We start from the raw sequence: 17159 nt of genomic DNA on the forward strand, positions 1-17159 counted from the left end.
GCCGTTCGACGGATACGTCGGCTAGTTTGCGCCGATTAACGTGACTTTCCGTGCTTTTTTGCGCGTTTTGTCGGCGACGCGCTGCGCTACAATGCCACGCATGTTGACCGAACGGCTTTTCACTCGCTCGGCGCGCACCGCCGGTTCGCCGGCGGAATCGACGCCGTCCTCCCGCTGGCACCATGGACCATGGTGGTCGAATTCCTATTTGCTGACGCCGCTCCTGTCGATCCTGGTGTTCCTGGTCGTCATGAGCCTGATCCTGTGGAGTCTGAACCGGCGCGAACAGCAGCAGCAGGAAGACACGCTTTATCGCAATGTCGCGTGGGCGCAGCAGCAGATCCGTCTGTCCATGACGGGCGCGCAGGAGCAGATCCAGGCGCTCGCGCGCGATCTGGCCAGCGGCCACGCCGATCCGCACTCGTTCCAGGTGTCCACCACGGACATCATGCAGGGGCATCCCGAGATCCTCTACATGAACTGGTACACGAGCGCACAACAGCCGCGCTGGCCCAACACCGCGCTGCCCGTGTTCGGCCAGCGGCTCGCGCGGCCCAACGACGCGCAGATGGACGAAGCCGTCAAGGCCGCCTTCGCCGAGGCGCGCAACACGCGCCGCCAGGTGTACTCGCCGCTGATCTACGACGACCTGGGCAATGGCTACATCACGCTGCAAACGCCGGTGTTCCGCGACCGCGAATTTCTCGGCTCGATCGCCGCGGTGTTTTCGGTGGAAGGTATCCTGAAGCGGGACATTCCGCCTGAACTGTCGGCCAAGTACAAGATCTCGATCATCGACGTGAACAACCGCGAGTTGACCACCACGTCGACCCGCCCGCGCCTGCCGCGCGACATGTTCTACGATCTGCCGCTCGATCCGCCGGGCCAGGGCATCTCGGTGCGCGTGTACGCGTTCCCGCAGATGACCAATTTCACCAACAACACGCTGGTGTGGCTGGTGGCCGGCTTGTCGTGCTTCGTGCTGTGGAGCCTGTGGAGTCTGTGGAAACACACGCGCCAGCGCTTCGAAGCACAACAGGCGCTGTACGCCGAAGCGTTCTTCCGCCGCGCGATGGAAAACTCGGTGCTGATCGGCATGCGCGTGCTCGACATGCATGGCCGCATCACCCACGTGAACCCGGCGTTCTGCCGCATGACCGGCTGGGACGAGAGCGACCTGGTCGGCAAGAACGCGCCGTTCGCGTACTGGCCGCGCGACGCCTACCCCGAGATGCAGCGTCAGCTCGACATGACACTGCGCGGCAAGGCGCCGTCGTCGGGCTTCGAATTGCGCGTGCGCCGCAAGGACGGGTCGCTGTTCCACGCGCGCCTTTACGTGTCGCCGCTGATCGACAGCTCGGGGCGCCAGACCGGCTGGATGTCGTCGATGACCGACATCACCGAGCCCAAGCGCGCGCGCGAGGAACTCGCCGCCGCCCACGAGCGCTTCACCACGGTGCTCGAAAGCCTCGACGCCGCGGTGTCCGTGCTGGCCGCCGACGAAGCCGAGCTGCTGTTCGCCAACCGCTACTACCGGCATCTGTTCGGCATCCGGCCGGACGGCCATCTGGAATTGGCGGGCGGCGGGTTCGACAGCGCACAGACCTCGTCCGATTCGATCGACATGGTGGACACCTTCGCGGGCCTGCCCGCAGCCGCATTGACCGAAAGCACAGCCGATGCGCAGGAAATCTACGTGCAAAGCATCCAGAAATGGTTCGAGGTGCGCCGCCAGTACATCCAGTGGGTGGACGGCCACCTCGCGCAGATGCAGATCGCGACCGACATCACCACCCGCAAGCGCGCGCAGGAACTGGCGCGCCAGCAGGACGAAAAGCTGCAGTTCACCAGCCGGCTGATGACGATGGGCGAAATGGCCTCGTCGCTCGCGCACGAACTCAATCAGCCGCTCGCCGCGATCAACAACTATTGCTCCGGAACCGTCGCACTGGTTAAATCCGGTCGCACCACGCCCGACAATCTGCTCCCCGTGCTCGAAAAGACCGCGCAGCAGGCGGTGCGCGCCGGCATGATCATCAAGCGCATCCGCGAGTTCGTGAAGCGCAGCGAGCCCAAGCGGCAAGCCACGCGCGTCGCCGACATCGTGGCGGACGCGGTGGGTCTGGCCGAAATCGAGGCCCGCAAACGCCGCATTCGCATCGTCACCGATCTGCGCTCGCGCCTGCCGGTAATCTACGTCGACCCGGTGCTGATCGAGCAGGTGCTGGTCAACCTGCTGAAGAACGCCGCCGAAGCGATGGCCGAAGCGCGCCCTAACGCGGTCGATCCGGTGATCCGCGTGGTCGTGCGGCTGGAGAGCGGATTTGTCTGCATCAGCGTCGTCGACCAGGGTCCCGGCGTCGACGAAGCGACAGCCGAGCGGCTGTTCGAACCGTTTTACAGCACCAAGTCCGATGGTATGGGCATGGGGCTGAACATCTGCCGTTCGATTATCGAATCGCACCGCGGCCGTCTGTGGGTGGTGAACAACGTCGAGTCCGACGGCCACATCACAGGCGCCACGTTCCATTGCAGTCTGCCTATTGGAGAGCCTGACGGCCCGAGCAACGGCGGGTCCGAGGCGCCGACACCACAAACCGTTACGGGAGAGCTATGAACAGCCCAGTCACCACACAGGAAACTGTCTTTGTCGTCGACGACGACGAGGCCGTGCGAGATTCGCTGCGCTGGCTGCTGGAGGCGAACGGCTACCGCGTGCAATGCTTCTCCAGCGCCGAGCAGTTCATCGACGCATGGCAGCCGCATCAGCATCCGGGCCAGATCGCGTGCCTGATTCTCGATGTGCGGATGTCCGGCATGAGCGGGCTCGAGTTGCAGGAACGCCTGATCGCCGACAACGCATCGCTGCCGATCATCTTCGTGACGGGCCACGGCGACGTGCCGATGGCGGTGTCGACGATGAAAAAAGGCGCGATGGACTTCATCGAGAAGCCGTTCGACGAAGCCGAGTTGCGCAAGCTGGTCGAGCGCATGCTCGACAAGGCGCGCAGCGAGAGCACCAGCGTGCAGCAGCAACGCGCCGCCGCCGAGCGCTTGGGCAAGCTGACCGCACGCGAGCATCAGGTGCTCGAGCGCATCATCGCGGGCCGCCTGAACAAGCAGATCGCCGACGACCTCGGCATCAGCATCAAGACGGTCGAAGCGCATCGCGCGAACATCATGGAAAAGCTCAACGTCAACACGGTCGCCGATCTGCTGCGACTCGCGCTGTCGAACAAGCCGCAAGCGGCGCAATAAAAGCCGCCGGGCGGTATTCCCCGCTACGAGTTATCGCGTGATCAACGGCCGGACTGCGCAGGCGTCCGGCCCGTGACGGCTCTGCGCCGGGACCGCTTGGCGCGGCTCGTTTGCCGTGCCGATCTGTACCGCGTGGTGGCCGGTTTCTTACGGGCTTTCTGCCTGTTTCCCAGTCTGCGTCAAGACCCCCTTCAGGGCCCGCTGCCCGCCGTTCGGCGTGGACCGCGGGCTCGCCACGCAAGGCCCGCTTCGCCCGCGTGCCGACACCCGACTCGTTCGCCTAACCGGGATTGCGCAAGCGGCACGCCAGGCTGCGCCGGTATAATGTCGGACTTTGCAGTTGCGCCTATCGCCGCTTCGCGCCGCGCGCTTTTCACGCTCCGACCCGTTCCCGCTGAAAAACGCCGTCGCGCGTGGCCCGCCGCCGCGCCCTGCCCCGCTTTCCAAACCGCCCATCTCGACCGACCATGACTGCCAAACTGATCGACGGCCTAGCCCTCTCCAAGACCCTGCGCGCCGACGTCGCCGCGCGCGCCGCCGCCCTCACCGCCCGCGGCCATCAGCCGGGCCTCGCCGTGGTGCTGGTCGGCGACAATCCGGCCAGCGAAGTCTATGTGCGCAACAAGGTCAAGGCGTGTCACGACAACGGCCTCGGCTCGTCGTTCGACCGCTATCCGGCCGACCTGCCGGAAGCCGACCTGCTGGCGCGCATCGACGAACTGAACCGCGATCCGCGCATCCACGGCATTCTGGTGCAACTGCCGCTGCCCAGGCACATCGACAGCCACAAGGTGCTCGAAGCGATCGCGCCGGAAAAAGACGTCGACGGCTTCCACGTCGCCAATGCCGGCGCACTGATGACCGGTCGGCCGCTGTTCCGCCCGTGCACGCCGTACGGCGTGATGAAGATGCTCGCCGCTTATGAGATTCCGCTGCAAGGCGCGAATGCGGTGGTGATCGGCCGCTCGATCATCGTCGGCAAGCCGATGGCGCTGCTGCTGCTCGAAGCGGGCGCGACCGTGACGATCTGCCATAGCAAGACGCGCGATCTGGCGGCCCACACGCGCAATGCCGACGTGGTGGTCGCGGCCACCGGCCTGCGCAACATCCTGACCGCGGAGATGGTGAAGCCGGGCGCGGCGGTGATCGACGTCGGCATGAACCGCGACGAAGCGGGCAAGCTGTGCGGCGACGTCGACTTCGCGGGCGTCAAGGAAGTGGCCGGCTACATCACGCCGGTGCCGGGCGGCGTCGGCCCGATGACCATCACGATGCTGCTCGTCAATACGATCGAAGCCGCCGAACGCGAAGCGGACGCCGCGCAAGCGTGATCGGGTGAGCGCAGGCAACGGCGGCTTGAGGCTGCGCGAAGGCGGGGTTGTTGCCGTTGCCGTTTCCTTCCTGAGAGTGGGTGCGAAAGCCCACTCGTCGATACCGCTGACAGAAATACCAAACGCCGCCGCCTCGCTCGCCTCCCGCCAAACGCCCACCGTCTCGCGCCATCCGCGCACCGCCCCCCGACATCTGATAATTTGTCTCCCGACGGATTGGAATCGGCGCGTCCCGCCCCAATAATGTCCGTATCGGGTGCCACAGGCCGTGATCGCGCGCGCCCGTCGATGCACCGATTACCCGTTCACCCGCGCCAGACAGGAAGCCTTATGTCCACTACCGCCTCGAATCACGACAATCCGCTCCTCGATTTCTCCGACCTGCCGCGCTTTGGCGACATCCGCCCCGAACACGTGACCCCCGCCCTCGACGTGCTGCTCGCCGACGCGGCCGCCGCCGTCGAGCGCGCCGCGCTGCCGATCACGCCCGCGTCGTGGGCCGACGTGGTCGAGCCGGTCGAGCGCGCCACCGAACCGCTGTCGCGCGCATGGAGTGTGGTCGGCCATCTGAACGCGGTCGCCGATACGCCCGAGCTGCGCGCGGTGTACGGCGAAAACCTGCCGCGCGTCACCGAATTCTGGTCGAGCGTCGGCCAGAATCTCGCGCTGTACGAGAAGTACAAGACGCTGAACGCGAGCAGCGACTTCGCGTCGCTGACCGGCGAGCGCAAGAAGATCCTGAGCAATGCGCTGCGCGATTTCCGTCTGTCCGGCGCCGAATTGCCGGAAGACCAGAAACCGCATTTCGCCGAATTGCAGGAGCGCGAGGCGGCGCTGTCCAAAGCGTTCTCGGATCACGTGCTCGACGCGACCAACGCGTACGCCTACGTGGTCGAAGCCGGCGGCGAAGCGCAACTGGCCGGCCTGCCCGAAGACGTGATCGAAGCCGCGAAGGAAGCGGCCGAACGCGAAGGCAAGACCGGCTACAAATTCACGCTGCATTTCCCGTCGTATTTCCCGGTGATGCAGTACTCGGAAAATCGTCCGATGCGCGAAGCGATGTACCGCGCGTACGTGACGCGCGCATCCGAGCTTGGACCGCAATTCGGCAACGGCAAACCCGAGTGGGACAACACCGCGGTGCTCGCCGAGCAGCTGAAGCTGCGCGCCGAAGAAGCGCACATGCTCGGCTTCAACAATTTCGCGGAAGTGTCGCTCGCGCCGAAGATGGCCGAGTCGCCCGCGCAGGTCATGGCCTTCCTCGAAGACCTCGCCACGCGCGCGCGTCCGCACGCGGAGCTGGACTGGAAGGAACTGCACGAATTCGCCGCGAACGAACTGGGCATGAGCGATCTGCAACCGTGGGACATGACGTTCGCCGCCGAACGTCTGCGTCAGAAGCGCTATTCGTTCTCCGAGAACGAGGTCAAACAGTACTTCCCGGAAGACGCGGTGTTCAAGGGCCTCTTCAAGGTCACGGAGACGCTGTTCGGCGTGCGTATCCGTCGCGACGAAGCAACCGTGTGGCATCCCGACGTGCGCTTTTTCCGCGTCGAGAATCAGGACGGCGGCCTCGTCGCGCAGTTCTACCTCGACCTGTATGCGCGCGAAGGCAAACGCGGCGGCGCCTGGATGGACGACGCGCGCGGCCGTCACAAGCACACCCATGGCGGCGTGCAAACACCGGTTGCGTATCTGACCTGCAACTTCTCGGCGCCGGTCGGCGGCAAGCCCGCCTGCTTCACGCACGACGAAGTCATCACGCTGTTCCACGAATTCGGCCACGGCCTGCATCACATGCTCACGCGCGTCGATGAGCTGGGCGTGTCGGGCATCAACGGCGTCGAGTGGGACGCGGTCGAACTGCCGTCGCAATTCATGGAGAACTTCTGCTGGGAGTGGGACGTGCTGAGGGACATGACGTCGCACGTCGAAACCGCGAAACCGCTGCCGCGCGATCTGTTCGACAAGATGCTGGCCGCGAAGAACTTCCAGAGCGGCCTGGGCACGCTGCGCCAGATCGTGTTCTCGATGTTCGACATGCAACTGCATACCGGCTTCGACGCGAGCGGTACGAAGAACGCCATCGAACTCGCGAGCGAGATCAACGAGCGCTTCCACGTGGTGCCGCAAGCTCCGTTCTCGCGCTGGCCGAATACGTTCAGTCATATTTTCGCGGGCGGTTATGCGGCGGGCTACTACAGCTACAAGTGGGCGGAAGTGCTGTCCGCCGATGCGTACGCCGCGTTCGAAGAAGCGGCGCAAGCCGCGAGCGGCAGCGTGCTCGATCAGACGACCGGCATGCGCTATCGCAAGGAGATTCTGGAAGTGGGCGGCAGCCGTCCGGCGATGGAATCGTTCAAGGCGTTCCGCGGCCGCGAGCCGAATATCGATGCGTTGTTGCGCCATAACGGTATGACGCCGGGCGCGGTGCATTGATTGCGTGACGCATCGGCCGGCGGGCTTCGCTTCGCGTTGTCGATGCCGATCTCGGCGTCTAAACAAACAAGCCGGCGACCTGCGTAAGCAGGCGCCGGCTTTTTTCATGCGCACGCCAAGCCGCTACGCGGCGACGACTAACCGCGATGCAGCTTGAAGTCCACCTGCGCGGGACGCCCTTCAAGCGACAGCGCCGCGCGCGCGGCCGGCGCACGGCTCACCACCTTGCCACGGCTCACCACCGCGAGCCGCGCCGCGCGCAAGCGGATCGCTTCGACCGGATCGCGCGCGTCAAGCAGCACGAGATTGGCCGCGCATCCCGGCGCGACGCCATAAGCTTCGAGACCGAGAATCCGCGCGGCGTTCATCGTGACCGCGTCGAAACACGCACGCATCCCGTCGACGCCCGTCATCTGCGCGACGTGCAGGCCCATGTGCGCGACTTCGAGCATGTCGCCTGAACCGAGGCTGTACCACGGGTCCATCACGCAGTCGTGGCCGAACGCGACGTTGATGCCGGCGGCCATCATCTCCGGCACGCGCGTCATGCCGCGCCGCTTCGGATACGTGTCGCTGCGCCCCTGCAGCGTGATGTTGATCAGCGGATTCGCGATCGCGGCGACACCTGACTCGCGCATCAACGGCAGCAGCTTGCTGACGTAGTAGTTGTCCATTGAATGCATCGATGTCAAATGCGAGCCGGTGACGCGCCCCTGCAAGCCGAGCCGCTGCGTTTCGGCGGCGAGCGTTTCGATGTGGCGCGACATGGGGTCGTCCGATTCGTCGCAATGCATGTCGACGCGCACGCCCTGCTCCGCCGCGTACTCGCACAGCAGGCGCACCGACTGCGCGCCCTCGGCCATGGTGCGCTCGAAATGCGGAATGCCGCCGACCACGTCGACGCCCATCGCGATCGCCCGTTTCAGGTTCTCGAACGCGCCGGCGCTACGCAATACGCCGTCCTGCGGAAACGCGACGAGTTGCAGGTCGAGATACGGCGCGACCCGGCGTTTCACTTCGAGCAGCGCCTCGACCGCAAGCAAGCGCGGATCGCATACGTCGACGTGGCTGCGGATCGCCAGCAGCCCGCGCGCTACCGCCCAGTCGCAATACTGCAATGCGCGTTCGACGAGCGCCACCTGGGTCAGATCGGGCTTCAGTTCACCCCACAGCGCAATGCCTTCGAGCAGCGTGCCCGACGCGTTCACGCGCGGCAAGCCGTACGACAGCGTCGCGTCCATGTGGAAATGCGGATCGACGAACGGCGGCGTGACGAGCGAGCCGGCCGCATCGATTTCTTCGGCCGCGCTCGCGGCCAGATTCGGCTCGACGGCGACGATGCGGCCCGCGTCGATGCCGATGTCGACCGGTTGTTTGTGCTGCGATGCGGCGCTCGGCGGCAGCATCGCGCGGCGGATGATCAACTCCATGTATGGCTCCCTTTGACCGCTTCCCGCTTTGGATGCGTACGATTCTATCGGCGCCAGAAAGCCCGTGCGGGGTTTTCTCGCGATGCCCGTACCGGCGCGCGGCGCGCAATCCGTACCGGCGGCGCGCGCCGCGGCGCGCCTATACTCGGCCTTCAGGACGGTGGTGCCGGGTGGTCCGGATGCCGTCATGCATACATGGAGCGGGCAGATGAAAACGATCGGCGTAATCGGCGGAATGAGCTGGGAGTCGTCCACCGAGTATTACAAACTTCTCAACCGGCATGCGAAGGCACGCCTCGGTGGTCATCACAACGCGCGCAGTCTGATGCTCACGGTCGACTTCGCGCCGATCGAGGCGAACCAGCGCGCGGGCGACTGGGCCGCGCTCGGTCAGCAGATGGCCGATGCCGCGCTTCAGCTCGAACGCGGCGGCGCCGATCTGGTGATGCTAGCGACCAATACGATGCATCGGGTGTACGAATCGATCGAGCAGGCGATCACGGTGCCGTTCCTGCATATCGCCGACCCGACCGGCGAGGCGCTGCGCGCGGCGGGTATCGAACGGGTCGGCTTGCTCGGCACGCGCTATACGATGGAGCAGACGTTTTATACAGGACGCTTGCGTGAGCGCTACGGCCTGGAGACGCTCGTCCCCGATGAAGCCGGACGCGCGGACGTGCACCGCATCATTTACGACGAGTTGTGCCACGGCGACGTGAACGATGCGTCGCGCGCGGTGTACCGGCGAGTGATTGAAGAGCTGGCCGCGCGTGGCGCGCAAGCGGTGATTCTCGGCTGCACCGAAATTACGCTGCTGATCAAGCCGGAGGATTCAGTGTTGCCGGTGTTCGACACGACCGCGTTGCACGCGCAAGCGGCGGTCGAGTGGGCGATCGGGGCGCAGTGATGCGCGCTGTGGTGCGGCTTTAATCGCGCGCGAGATACGAACACCGTAGCGAGAAGCTATAAAGCCCGCATGCGAGCCTGCGCGCTTTCAAATGAGACTGTATCCGGCATGAGCCGCGGTCTCTTCGACGAGTTGAAGGTCGACATGGCCGACGGCCTCCATCCGTTGTGTGAGCGTGCAGCCTGGCTCCAATTTGAACCGCCCTGGAAGGCAAAAAGCCTTGGTTTCGGCTTGAAATCAAGGCTTTTTACGTAATGGCTGGTTGCGAGGGTAGGATTTGAACCTATGACCTTCGGGTTACGAGACCTGAGGTTTGCGAATTCCTCAGTGTTGAAGGATATTGATGGAATCACAGGAAATCCCTATAAATCACATACACAATTTAACATCCAAACTACTGTTGATCGAGGTTCCCCGGCCGCGCGACGCTTGCCGAACTCACCGAACCCAATCTCCAGCTTGCGCAGGAAAATGCCGCACTTCATGTCCTGCTTGAAAAGAGCGCTGAATTTGCGCGTCGCCAGGCTGAGGCTCCTGCTCGCATTACTGAAATGGCACGCGTATTGACGCGGAATGAAGGACTGGCGAAGGATCGCGCCCTGCTCGCGGCCTCGCTCCAGGCATTCAGCGAGGAACGCGCGGCTGAAGTCAAAGCACACATGGGTTCACTGGCGGCAGTCAGTGCATTGCAAAAGGCTGCCGAAACCGGTGAGGACAGCATGTGTAATCCGTGGCCATTCATGGCATCAATCATCGTTCACTAGGTACTGGTTTCCTAGACGGTTTTTTCTGCCTCAAAAAAAACAGGAGTCCTATGGACGATCCATCAGTACTTTATCTCTGGGTGGCGGCGGGTTGTGTCGCGCTGTTCTGTGTGCGGTCCTGACTGTCGCGACTCTTGCCGACAGGCGGCGGGCAAGAACAGGTCACTTGCCGGGAGCCGGAAACAGACATCGTTCTGATGCGCCACGAATCAGACGCGGCGGATTTTCTTCAAGAATTGTCAGGGCACGCCTATCCCATATTGATTCCGTTGACCGGACGCGTTTTAAATGTTCAGTTAACAGGTTTGACAGCTAACGCTGCGTCGCTGGTCTTTTTCAGGGAGCAGAGAGTGGAAGAGTTTGATCCGCTACGCCAGGGTGTCGGGGGACGCCAGGCGTATTTTCTCGACGTGCCCGGCACGTCAAGTGCAGCGGCGCTGTCGGTCGCGTCATTCAAGGCGATCGAAAAGATGGGCGCACCGACCGAAGTGCGTATCGAGTTGACCGACCCGCAGCAGCTTGCGCGCACCGATTACCTGAACCTGGACGCCTGCTTTTCCGTAGTGGCCGACGACGGCACCGTGAAGAAGTTTTCCGGGTACATCGAACGCTTCTCGACGGTGCAGACCACGAAGGACTATGTCAGGTACGAACCGGCCCTATCGCATCTATCTGCCCGATGGCACGCTCAAGCAGCAAGGCACGCTCTACGATGGTGCAACGTTGACGGTCAGCACCGTGGATGCTGTGAAGGTTCGGTGCGAGATTGGGGCGGGAGATTGGGGCGTGGTCGAAGACGCCTACGATCACCACGAACTGGAAGACGACGCCGCGCAGGCTTGAGACAGTCTTGCTCTTTAAAGTAACTTGTGAAAGGTAACAGATGGCTCATCCGCATCACACACCGCATCCGGCAGCCCCCAAGGCCCCGCCATCGCCCTACGTCAAAGTGACCTTCCTGTTCAGGGACACCCTGCAAAAGCCGATTGAAGGGTTGTCCGTGCAGTTCAAGGCGAGCACGGGTGCGCCGCAAGCGCCTGCATGGAAACTTGGACCAGACAGCGATGATCCGCTTGCTACAGCTCCGGTGTCGGCACCGGGGGCGGCGTCAGCCGCCGGTGAGAGTCTGACTATGCCGATGGTGGATAACAAGGCAGATCCGGTAGCGACGGACAAGGAGGGCTACGCTCTGACGATCCAGAACGCCGCCCGCAACCAGCCGATTGACGTACTGGTGAAGAACCAGCGTGCAGAGTACGTATGGAAGGCGACCGTGACGCCGAAAAAGGACATCAGCGCGTTTACGATTGTCAGTCCCGAGTACCACCTGGAAGCGACGACGAAGCTGACACCGAAGGAAGAACTGGAGCAGAACCTCAATCTGCCGGTTGTGCAGCAAGGCGAGATCATGACCATCGAGCGTCTTGTTCACGACTTTGGTCCATCCATTGGCTGGTCGCAGAAAGTAACCGAGCAGGGGCAGGTTAAGAAAGACTTTCCGACAAAAAAGAAAGATGTGACCGAGGATGCGACGACTCATAAGAAGACAGCAAAAATTACGATAGAGCACCGCTATAAGGTTGTCGATACGAACAAACCGGCGACCGTCGCATTTAACGTGCTAGGTTCGCGGCTTAACTACCCCAAGACAATTTAAATATCAGAGGCCAAATTCCAAGCAGTTGCGAGCGAGTTAAAAGTTGAAGTTGCCGCACTTAAAGCTGTTGCGGCGACAGAATCATCTGGCGCCCCCTTTTGTCACAATGGGCTACCGAAAATTCGGTATGAGCGACATTATTTTTTTCGCGCGACTCAAGATAAGTCACATTGGGAAGATCGGGATATTTCAAAATTACAGAATTTATTTCCGAAGTATCCTGATCTTTGCTTGCCAAAGTTAGGAGGATATTCAATCGGAAGCGCGAAGGGAGATGATGGTGGATGGGCGCATGAAGACGGCGATGTAATGTACCGGTACGAGCGCTTAGCAAGGGCGGCGAATTTAAGTCTTCCCGCTTCGATTATGGCGTGCTCCTGGGGGGCATTTCAAGTAATGGGCTTCTTTTACTATCGAATGGGATATTCAAGCCCAATGGAGCTGGCAAACAAAGCGATGATGGGTGTGGATGAGCAATTCGAAATATTTGTAGCGTACATGACAAAGGTTAGCGCAGGAGCTTTGGATGCCCTTCAAAAAAAGCACTGGGATAAGTTTGCAAGCAGCTACAACGGAGGGGTCTATCCGCCTGCCTATCCTGTACAGATGGAGACGCATTACAATGAGTTCAAGTAAAGTATTTCGCTTGTTTTGTGCCGTTGCGGGATTCTTGTTCTGTCGTTTTGCAATGGCCGGTGTGATTTCTTTATATGATGAATCTAGATTTCTGACGTTTTCGGATGGGCAAAAAATTTACGGACTCTATTCGGCTCATAATGAATTGTTCTATTGCAATTTCTTATTTATGTCCGAAAAATCAGTTCGTGATCGGGATGAAATTGTACCGATAGAAACATTTTCTCTTGATTATAAAAATCATAGATATACATATACTCAGATTGGGCATATCTCTTCTATTCGCGGAGTTTTATCAAAAAATGGAAACACCATAACGATAAGTACTGAAAAGCCTCAAGGTGGATGCCAGAGCGCAGCTGGATTGTTTTCGGGTGATGGTGGTCTTCCTTACACGGAGATGGCGAAAATTTCCGGCATGGGAATTGGTGTTATTAATAGGAAGTCGTTTATTTATCAGAATCCGAATTCAATTAATAAGCGTGGCTATCTTTTGCCGGGAGATATGGTTGTTGTGATTAATAAAAAAGATAATTATTCGTATATTCGTTATGTCAATCCCGATATGCTAATTGAAGATGACGATAAAAGGCACGTCTCAACCGGCTGGGTCCGCTCAGCTGATCTCGTGAACCCATTCCCGGCAGCGAGTAAGCAATGATTGATTTCATTTATTTTGGCGACACCGCCGACATAACAAAGCCACGAACAGTGTCAATACTGGGAGGATAGTGAATGGGCGCATTCCGCACGCGGGACCCGGTTGCCTACGTGATCATGTTCGAGAAGGACGATGGAGAACGCCGTTACCACAGCAGCGAGTTGCTGGATGGACAGATGGCGCTGCGCTGCTACCCGCCGCCTTTCGATGCGCTGCTTGATATCTCACGTAATTCCGCAGGCGTCGTTGGGCGAGAACAATCCGTCGTCATCCATCCGGTCGATGCGCTGCGGCCGGAAGCGGGTGGGACACCAGGCGACCGGCCGGTGATCGCCTGCGTTCATGTCGCGTGGGGGACGTGTTCGGGCAAGCTGCTGATTCGCCCGGACGCCATGCCGGATGCCGTGCTGTCCACCTCGTCCGAACTGGAGTCCGGGGACACTGTACGGGAGTTGCCAGGCAGGCTGCTGCGTCTGGTTGATGAAATCCATGAGCAGGCAGGGCTGTTTGCTTGGAAAGAAACAGCGAATACCTGCTCGGATTGGAGTGAACGCGACCTGCGGGCGGTCGCGCATCAGGCGTGGCGGGACGCGCCGACGATGGAAGCGGACGGCGCGAAACCTGGTTTTGACCAGTTCGCGGTTTACGACCCGGAGTTCATGCAGTGGCACTTCGTGCCGCGCGCCGTCGTGGACGCCTGACACACCGTATCAAGCAAGGCCAGCGTACCTCGCGTTTCTATCCGGCGATGCAACCGCCCAAGCGAAATCAGTTTATGTCTACAGCCAGCGTCACGCCTCGAAAATCATTCCGTCGACGAACCGGGACGCGTCTTCGAGCGTGCTGGCGCATGTATACGCGCGGCACGCGAGTGTGGGTCGATAGGCTGCCAATCTTTTTCGGTACGAGCTACACGTCCCTACTTTGCTCCGTGATGTTTTACTGGCAACTCTACATCCGGTCCTTAGACTTCTGGGCAAGTGTCTACCTGCCGTTATTTTGTGGCTGGCTTAGCCTGTTGTTTGCTGCCCTTACGGTGTGGCAAATCAAGCCGATCAGGCGAATCATCAACCATCCGCCGTTCGGCGTATTCATGATCGGCGTGTCAGCCTTCTCTTACCAGGACGCCCGAAACACGACAGTAACAGTTCTCAACCGTCATTTCCCGTTTGCAGTCTCGCAACTTGTTCAGGCCGTTGACACCGGCACGCGTCTGTTACTCGCACTTGATATCGCTCTGTTTTTATTCGTTGTTTTAGCGGGTTCGTGGATTGCACTCGTGGTCTGTGACTTCGCCCCGGGAGGTCGTGACCGCTGGCCATTGAACCGGGGTTTCTACACGGCATGCTTCGGCGCGCTCCTCTCAATGCTCACGGTGTTTGGTTGTAGCGTTGATATTGTGCGCAGTTTTGGCGGCGAGGTAATACTCGTTCGTGCAGCATACGAATTGGACTTTACGTCGCAATTCAACTGCGAGGGGGTGCCGGACGGTGCGCGCGTGCTGTTGTCCAAGATATCGGACAATATCGGCTACGCAGTGAAACTGTCGTTCCCGAACCGTCCTTTCTTACGCATGAAGGAGATGGACAAGGATCTTGCGGGTTCAATGCCAAGCCCCGCCTCGTATCGCGTTGTTGCCTGCAACAAGGTATCGCCAACACGGGGGCAGTAGCGAGACGCGGCTTCTGGCGTCAAAGCAGTTGCGGGATGGGCCACTGATGCCGATACTGTGTGCGCGAAGGACGGAGCAGCACGAGCAATGACTCGCGGGAATCTACGTAGTCAACTGGCGCAAGATTGCGCTTGGGAATCTTCCCCGAAAACGGGGCCGGTCGGTCCGGGCGGCTCACGGTTCGACATGCACGACCGTGGAGGCTGCGTTCTCGTCGGTATCGGGCTGACCGTGTTGTCAGTCGTACCGGTGTGAATCTTCATCTCGGCGATTACCTGCACCGTGCTGCCCACCGGCAGCACGATGGTCTGCATATCATCCATTTCTGCGCTGGGCAGGAATTCATAGTTGTCGCCCGCCAGTTTCAGCAGATCGATACTGGCAATCAGGTCGCCCTCATCCTCGTGGAATACCGTGCCGGCCTTCGCATCGGTGGCCAGCTTGCGCACACGCAACTGATACGAGTCGTGCTGGGTGCTGTCGAGTTCGAAGGTTGCGTTGCGCGGATTCTTCGACTTCACGTGGACGACCAGCAGGCGGAGATCGTCGTGGTAAGGCAGCACCTGTGTTTCGAGCGTGATGTTGTCCTGCCAGTCAGTTGAACCGCCCAGCCGGAACGTATAGAGCGCCCATATGCCCGCGCAAACGATGGCGACGCACGACAGGACTTTCAGGGCAAGGTCCGCAATCTCAGCGATTCTTTTCATGAGGGTGTCCGCCAGTGGCGGTAGGCCATGATAACGGACAGTGCAAGGAAAGCAGGGGTGGCCGCAGCGATCGTCGGGGGAGCTGGAGCTTTGGCGGCTACACGCAGGTTACACGAACGCAAAAAGCAAAAAAGGCTTACACGCCAATGCGATGTAAGCCCTTGATTTTCTTGGTTGCGGGGGTAGGATTTGAACCTACGACCTTCGGGTTATGAGCCCGACGAGCTGCCAGACTGCTCCACCCCGCGTCAGAGAGAAAAAAAGAGTATATCGGGACGTGAGCAAAACGTCAAACCATTGTGCGAACTATTTCTCAATCGAGGCAGCGCGCCAACGCGCGCATCAAAGATCCTCGACCGTCGCCCCTTCCACCTTGCCGTCGATAATATCCGCGCCGTACTGGCTCGCGCTGCGTTTGGCCACACCGAAATCCGAGATCGTGGCGTGCAGCGGCAGACGAAACACGCGGCTCGCTTTCGATCCGCTGATCGCACCCGGACGGCACACACGCACCGCGACATCGTAGCCTTCGGCAGAACGCTTGTGACCGTCGAATTTGTCGAAGGTCCGCGAAAACACCAGCGGATGCACTTCGAAGTCCTTATAAACGGATGGGTAAAATTCGGCCATGATGACTCTCCAACTCGCAGGCATGCGAATGTGTATGTGGTCCCACTATACGCTGCGGCATCGGCGGATCGCGCTTTTATTTTCGCCCCGCCACGGACGCAATTTCACAGCCCCGGCTCCCGCGCGATAAGATGCGAGGCTATCGAAACTGCCCGCGCATCGACCGCGCCAGCACCCGCGTCAGGGTCGGCCGTCAGTCGCCCCGAAGACGCGCGGCAAGCCGGGGCGCCCGAACAAAACGCCAGGGCGAGCCCCCATGAATCCTTGCCCGGCAAGACTGTGAGAATGTCATGAAAATCGCGACGTGGAACGTCAACTCCCTTAAAGTCCGCCAGCAACACGTGATCGACTGGCTCGAAACGAGCCGCGCCGACGTGCTGTGTCTGCAGGAACTGAAGCTGCGCGACGAAAAATTTCCGCACGCCGAACTCGCGGAGAAAGGCTACCGCAGCTGGTATGCCGGTCAGAAAACCTATAACGGTGTCGGCATTCTCGTGCGCGACGGCCTGAACGTCGATGAAAGCAGCATCGTGCGCAACATCCCGGGTTTCGAAGATCCGCAGCAGCGCGTGATCGCGGCCACCATCGAAGGTGTACGCATCATCTGCGCGTACTTCCCGAACGGCCAGGCGCCGGGCACCGAGAAGTTCGCGTACAAACTGCGCTGGCTCGCCGCGCTGCACGACTGGATCGCGAGCGAGATGGCGCTGCATCCGAAGCTCGCGCTGCTCGGCGACTACAACATCGCGCCGGAAGATCGCGACGTGCACGACCCGAAAACATGGGAAGGCCAGAACCTGGTGTCGCCCGAAGAACGCGCCGCGTTCGTGCGGCTGATCGGACTCGGCCTTCTCGATGCGTTCCGCCAGTTCGAGCAGCAGGACAAGATCTACTCGTGGTGGGACTACCGGATGATGGCGTTCCGCCGCAACGCGGGTCTGCGCATCGACCACATTCTGCTGTCGAAAGCGCTGGCCGACGTGTGCTCGTCCTGCGATATCGACAAGGTGCCGCGCAAATGGGACCAGCCATCGGACCATGCGCCGGTGGTCGCGCAACTCGGCTGA

16 protein-coding genes, 1 tRNA gene and 1 pseudogene are annotated in these 17159 nt (G+C 60.8%); 14 read left to right on the forward strand and 4 right to left on the reverse strand.

The genetic code is table 11. The features are described from left to right. The first annotated feature begins 100 nt into the window (after positions 1-100). From fixL to PQR02_RS09545, 4 genes are all read left to right on the forward strand, one after another. Entirely contained in the window at positions 101-2617 is a 2517-nt protein-coding gene (gene fixL / locus PQR02_RS09530) for an oxygen sensor histidine kinase FixL (RefSeq protein WP_408228876.1), read from the forward strand. Continuing rightward, positions 2614-3258 carry an oxygen response regulator transcription factor FixJ gene (gene fixJ / locus PQR02_RS09535; RefSeq protein ID WP_042322743.1) on the forward strand — a complete coding sequence of 215 codons (645 nt, stop codon included), beginning with the start codon at positions 2614-2616 and terminating at the stop codon, positions 3256-3258. The genes fixL and fixJ overlap by 4 nt, the downstream gene beginning before the upstream one ends. A 467-nt stretch (positions 3259-3725) precedes the next feature. Next, a complete protein-coding gene (gene folD / locus PQR02_RS09540; RefSeq protein ID WP_408228880.1) occupies positions 3726-4589 on the forward strand; it encodes a bifunctional methylenetetrahydrofolate dehydrogenase/methenyltetrahydrofolate cyclohydrolase FolD in 864 nt (287 codons plus the stop codon). Between the two features lie 330 nt (positions 4590-4919). Further along, entirely contained in the window at positions 4920-7028 is a 2109-nt protein-coding gene (locus tag PQR02_RS09545; RefSeq protein WP_408228883.1) for a M3 family metallopeptidase, read from the forward strand. 137 nt (positions 7029-7165) lie between these two features. Here PQR02_RS09545 and PQR02_RS09550 read toward each other — a convergent pair whose 3' ends face one another. Continuing rightward, a complete protein-coding gene (locus PQR02_RS09550; RefSeq protein WP_408228886.1) occupies positions 7166-8458 on the reverse strand; it encodes an amidohydrolase family protein in 1293 nt (430 codons plus the stop codon). Between the two features lie 208 nt (positions 8459-8666). On the opposite strand from PQR02_RS09550, the gene PQR02_RS09555 reads away from it, so the two are divergent. The 9 genes and pseudogenes from PQR02_RS09555 to PQR02_RS09595 all read left to right on the forward strand — a co-directional run bounded on the left by PQR02_RS09555 (position 8667) and on the right by PQR02_RS09595 (position 14755). Then, positions 8667-9365 carry an aspartate/glutamate racemase family protein gene (locus PQR02_RS09555; protein ID WP_408228889.1) on the forward strand — a complete coding sequence of 233 codons (699 nt, stop codon included), beginning with the start codon at positions 8667-8669 and terminating at the stop codon, positions 9363-9365. Positions 9366-9916: 551 nt separating this feature from the next. Further along, positions 9917-10129, forward strand: coding sequence for a hypothetical protein (locus PQR02_RS09560; protein WP_408228892.1), 213 nt, complete (start codon positions 9917-9919; stop codon positions 10127-10129). A 350-nt stretch (positions 10130-10479) separates the two neighbouring features. After that, a pseudogene (locus tag PQR02_RS09565) lies at positions 10480-10818 on the forward strand (type VI secretion system tip protein VgrG); the annotation flags it as partial. Continuing rightward, the gene (locus PQR02_RS09570; protein ID WP_408229228.1) at positions 10769-10972 is read left to right on the forward strand and encodes a hypothetical protein; all 204 of its coding nucleotides are present in this window, start codon (positions 10769-10771) and stop codon (positions 10970-10972) included. The pseudogene PQR02_RS09565 and the gene PQR02_RS09570, both read left to right, overlap by 50 nt. A 40-nt stretch (positions 10973-11012) precedes the next feature. After that, the gene (locus PQR02_RS09575) at positions 11013-11786 is read left to right on the forward strand and encodes a hypothetical protein (protein WP_408228895.1); all 774 of its coding nucleotides are present in this window, start codon (positions 11013-11015) and stop codon (positions 11784-11786) included. Beyond that, a complete protein-coding gene (locus PQR02_RS09580) occupies positions 11787-12422 on the forward strand; it encodes an N-acetylmuramidase domain-containing protein (RefSeq protein ID WP_408229212.1) in 636 nt (211 codons plus the stop codon). Further along, positions 12409-13083 (forward strand): hypothetical protein, encoded by a 675-nt coding sequence (locus PQR02_RS09585; RefSeq protein WP_408228898.1) that lies wholly within the window; start codon positions 12409-12411, stop codon positions 13081-13083. The genes PQR02_RS09580 and PQR02_RS09585 overlap by 14 nt, the downstream gene beginning before the upstream one ends. Before the next feature lie 74 nt (positions 13084-13157). Further along, positions 13158-13784: a hypothetical protein gene (locus PQR02_RS09590; RefSeq protein ID WP_408228901.1), complete on the forward strand. Its 627-nt coding sequence runs from the start codon at positions 13158-13160 to the stop codon at positions 13782-13784. A gap of 233 nt (positions 13785-14017) precedes the next feature. After that, positions 14018-14755: a hypothetical protein gene (locus PQR02_RS09595; protein WP_408228904.1), complete on the forward strand. Its 738-nt coding sequence runs from the start codon at positions 14018-14020 to the stop codon at positions 14753-14755. A 110-nt stretch (positions 14756-14865) separates the two neighbouring features. Here PQR02_RS09595 and PQR02_RS09600 read toward each other — a convergent pair whose 3' ends face one another. From PQR02_RS09600 to PQR02_RS09610, 3 genes are all read right to left on the reverse strand, one after another. Continuing rightward, positions 14866-15462 carry a hypothetical protein gene (locus tag PQR02_RS09600; RefSeq protein WP_408228907.1) on the reverse strand — a complete coding sequence of 199 codons (597 nt, stop codon included), beginning with the start codon at positions 15460-15462 and terminating at the stop codon, positions 14866-14868. Between the two features lie 171 nt (positions 15463-15633). Beyond that, a tRNA-Met gene (locus PQR02_RS09605) sits at positions 15634-15710 on the reverse strand. A gap of 94 nt (positions 15711-15804) precedes the next feature. Continuing rightward, positions 15805-16092 carry a hypothetical protein gene (locus tag PQR02_RS09610; RefSeq protein WP_408228910.1) on the reverse strand — a complete coding sequence of 96 codons (288 nt, stop codon included), beginning with the start codon at positions 16090-16092 and terminating at the stop codon, positions 15805-15807. A 290-nt stretch (positions 16093-16382) separates the two neighbouring features. Here PQR02_RS09610 and xth point away from each other — a divergent pair, with 290 nt between their 5' ends. Continuing rightward, complete coding sequence (gene xth / locus PQR02_RS09615; protein ID WP_408228913.1) at positions 16383-17159, forward strand: exodeoxyribonuclease III; 777 nt, start codon at positions 16383-16385, stop codon at positions 17157-17159.

The sequence above is a fragment of the Paraburkholderia sediminicola genome (genome assembly GCF_046026895.1).
GTDB lineage: Bacteria > Pseudomonadota > Gammaproteobacteria > Burkholderiales > Burkholderiaceae > Paraburkholderia > Paraburkholderia sediminicola_C.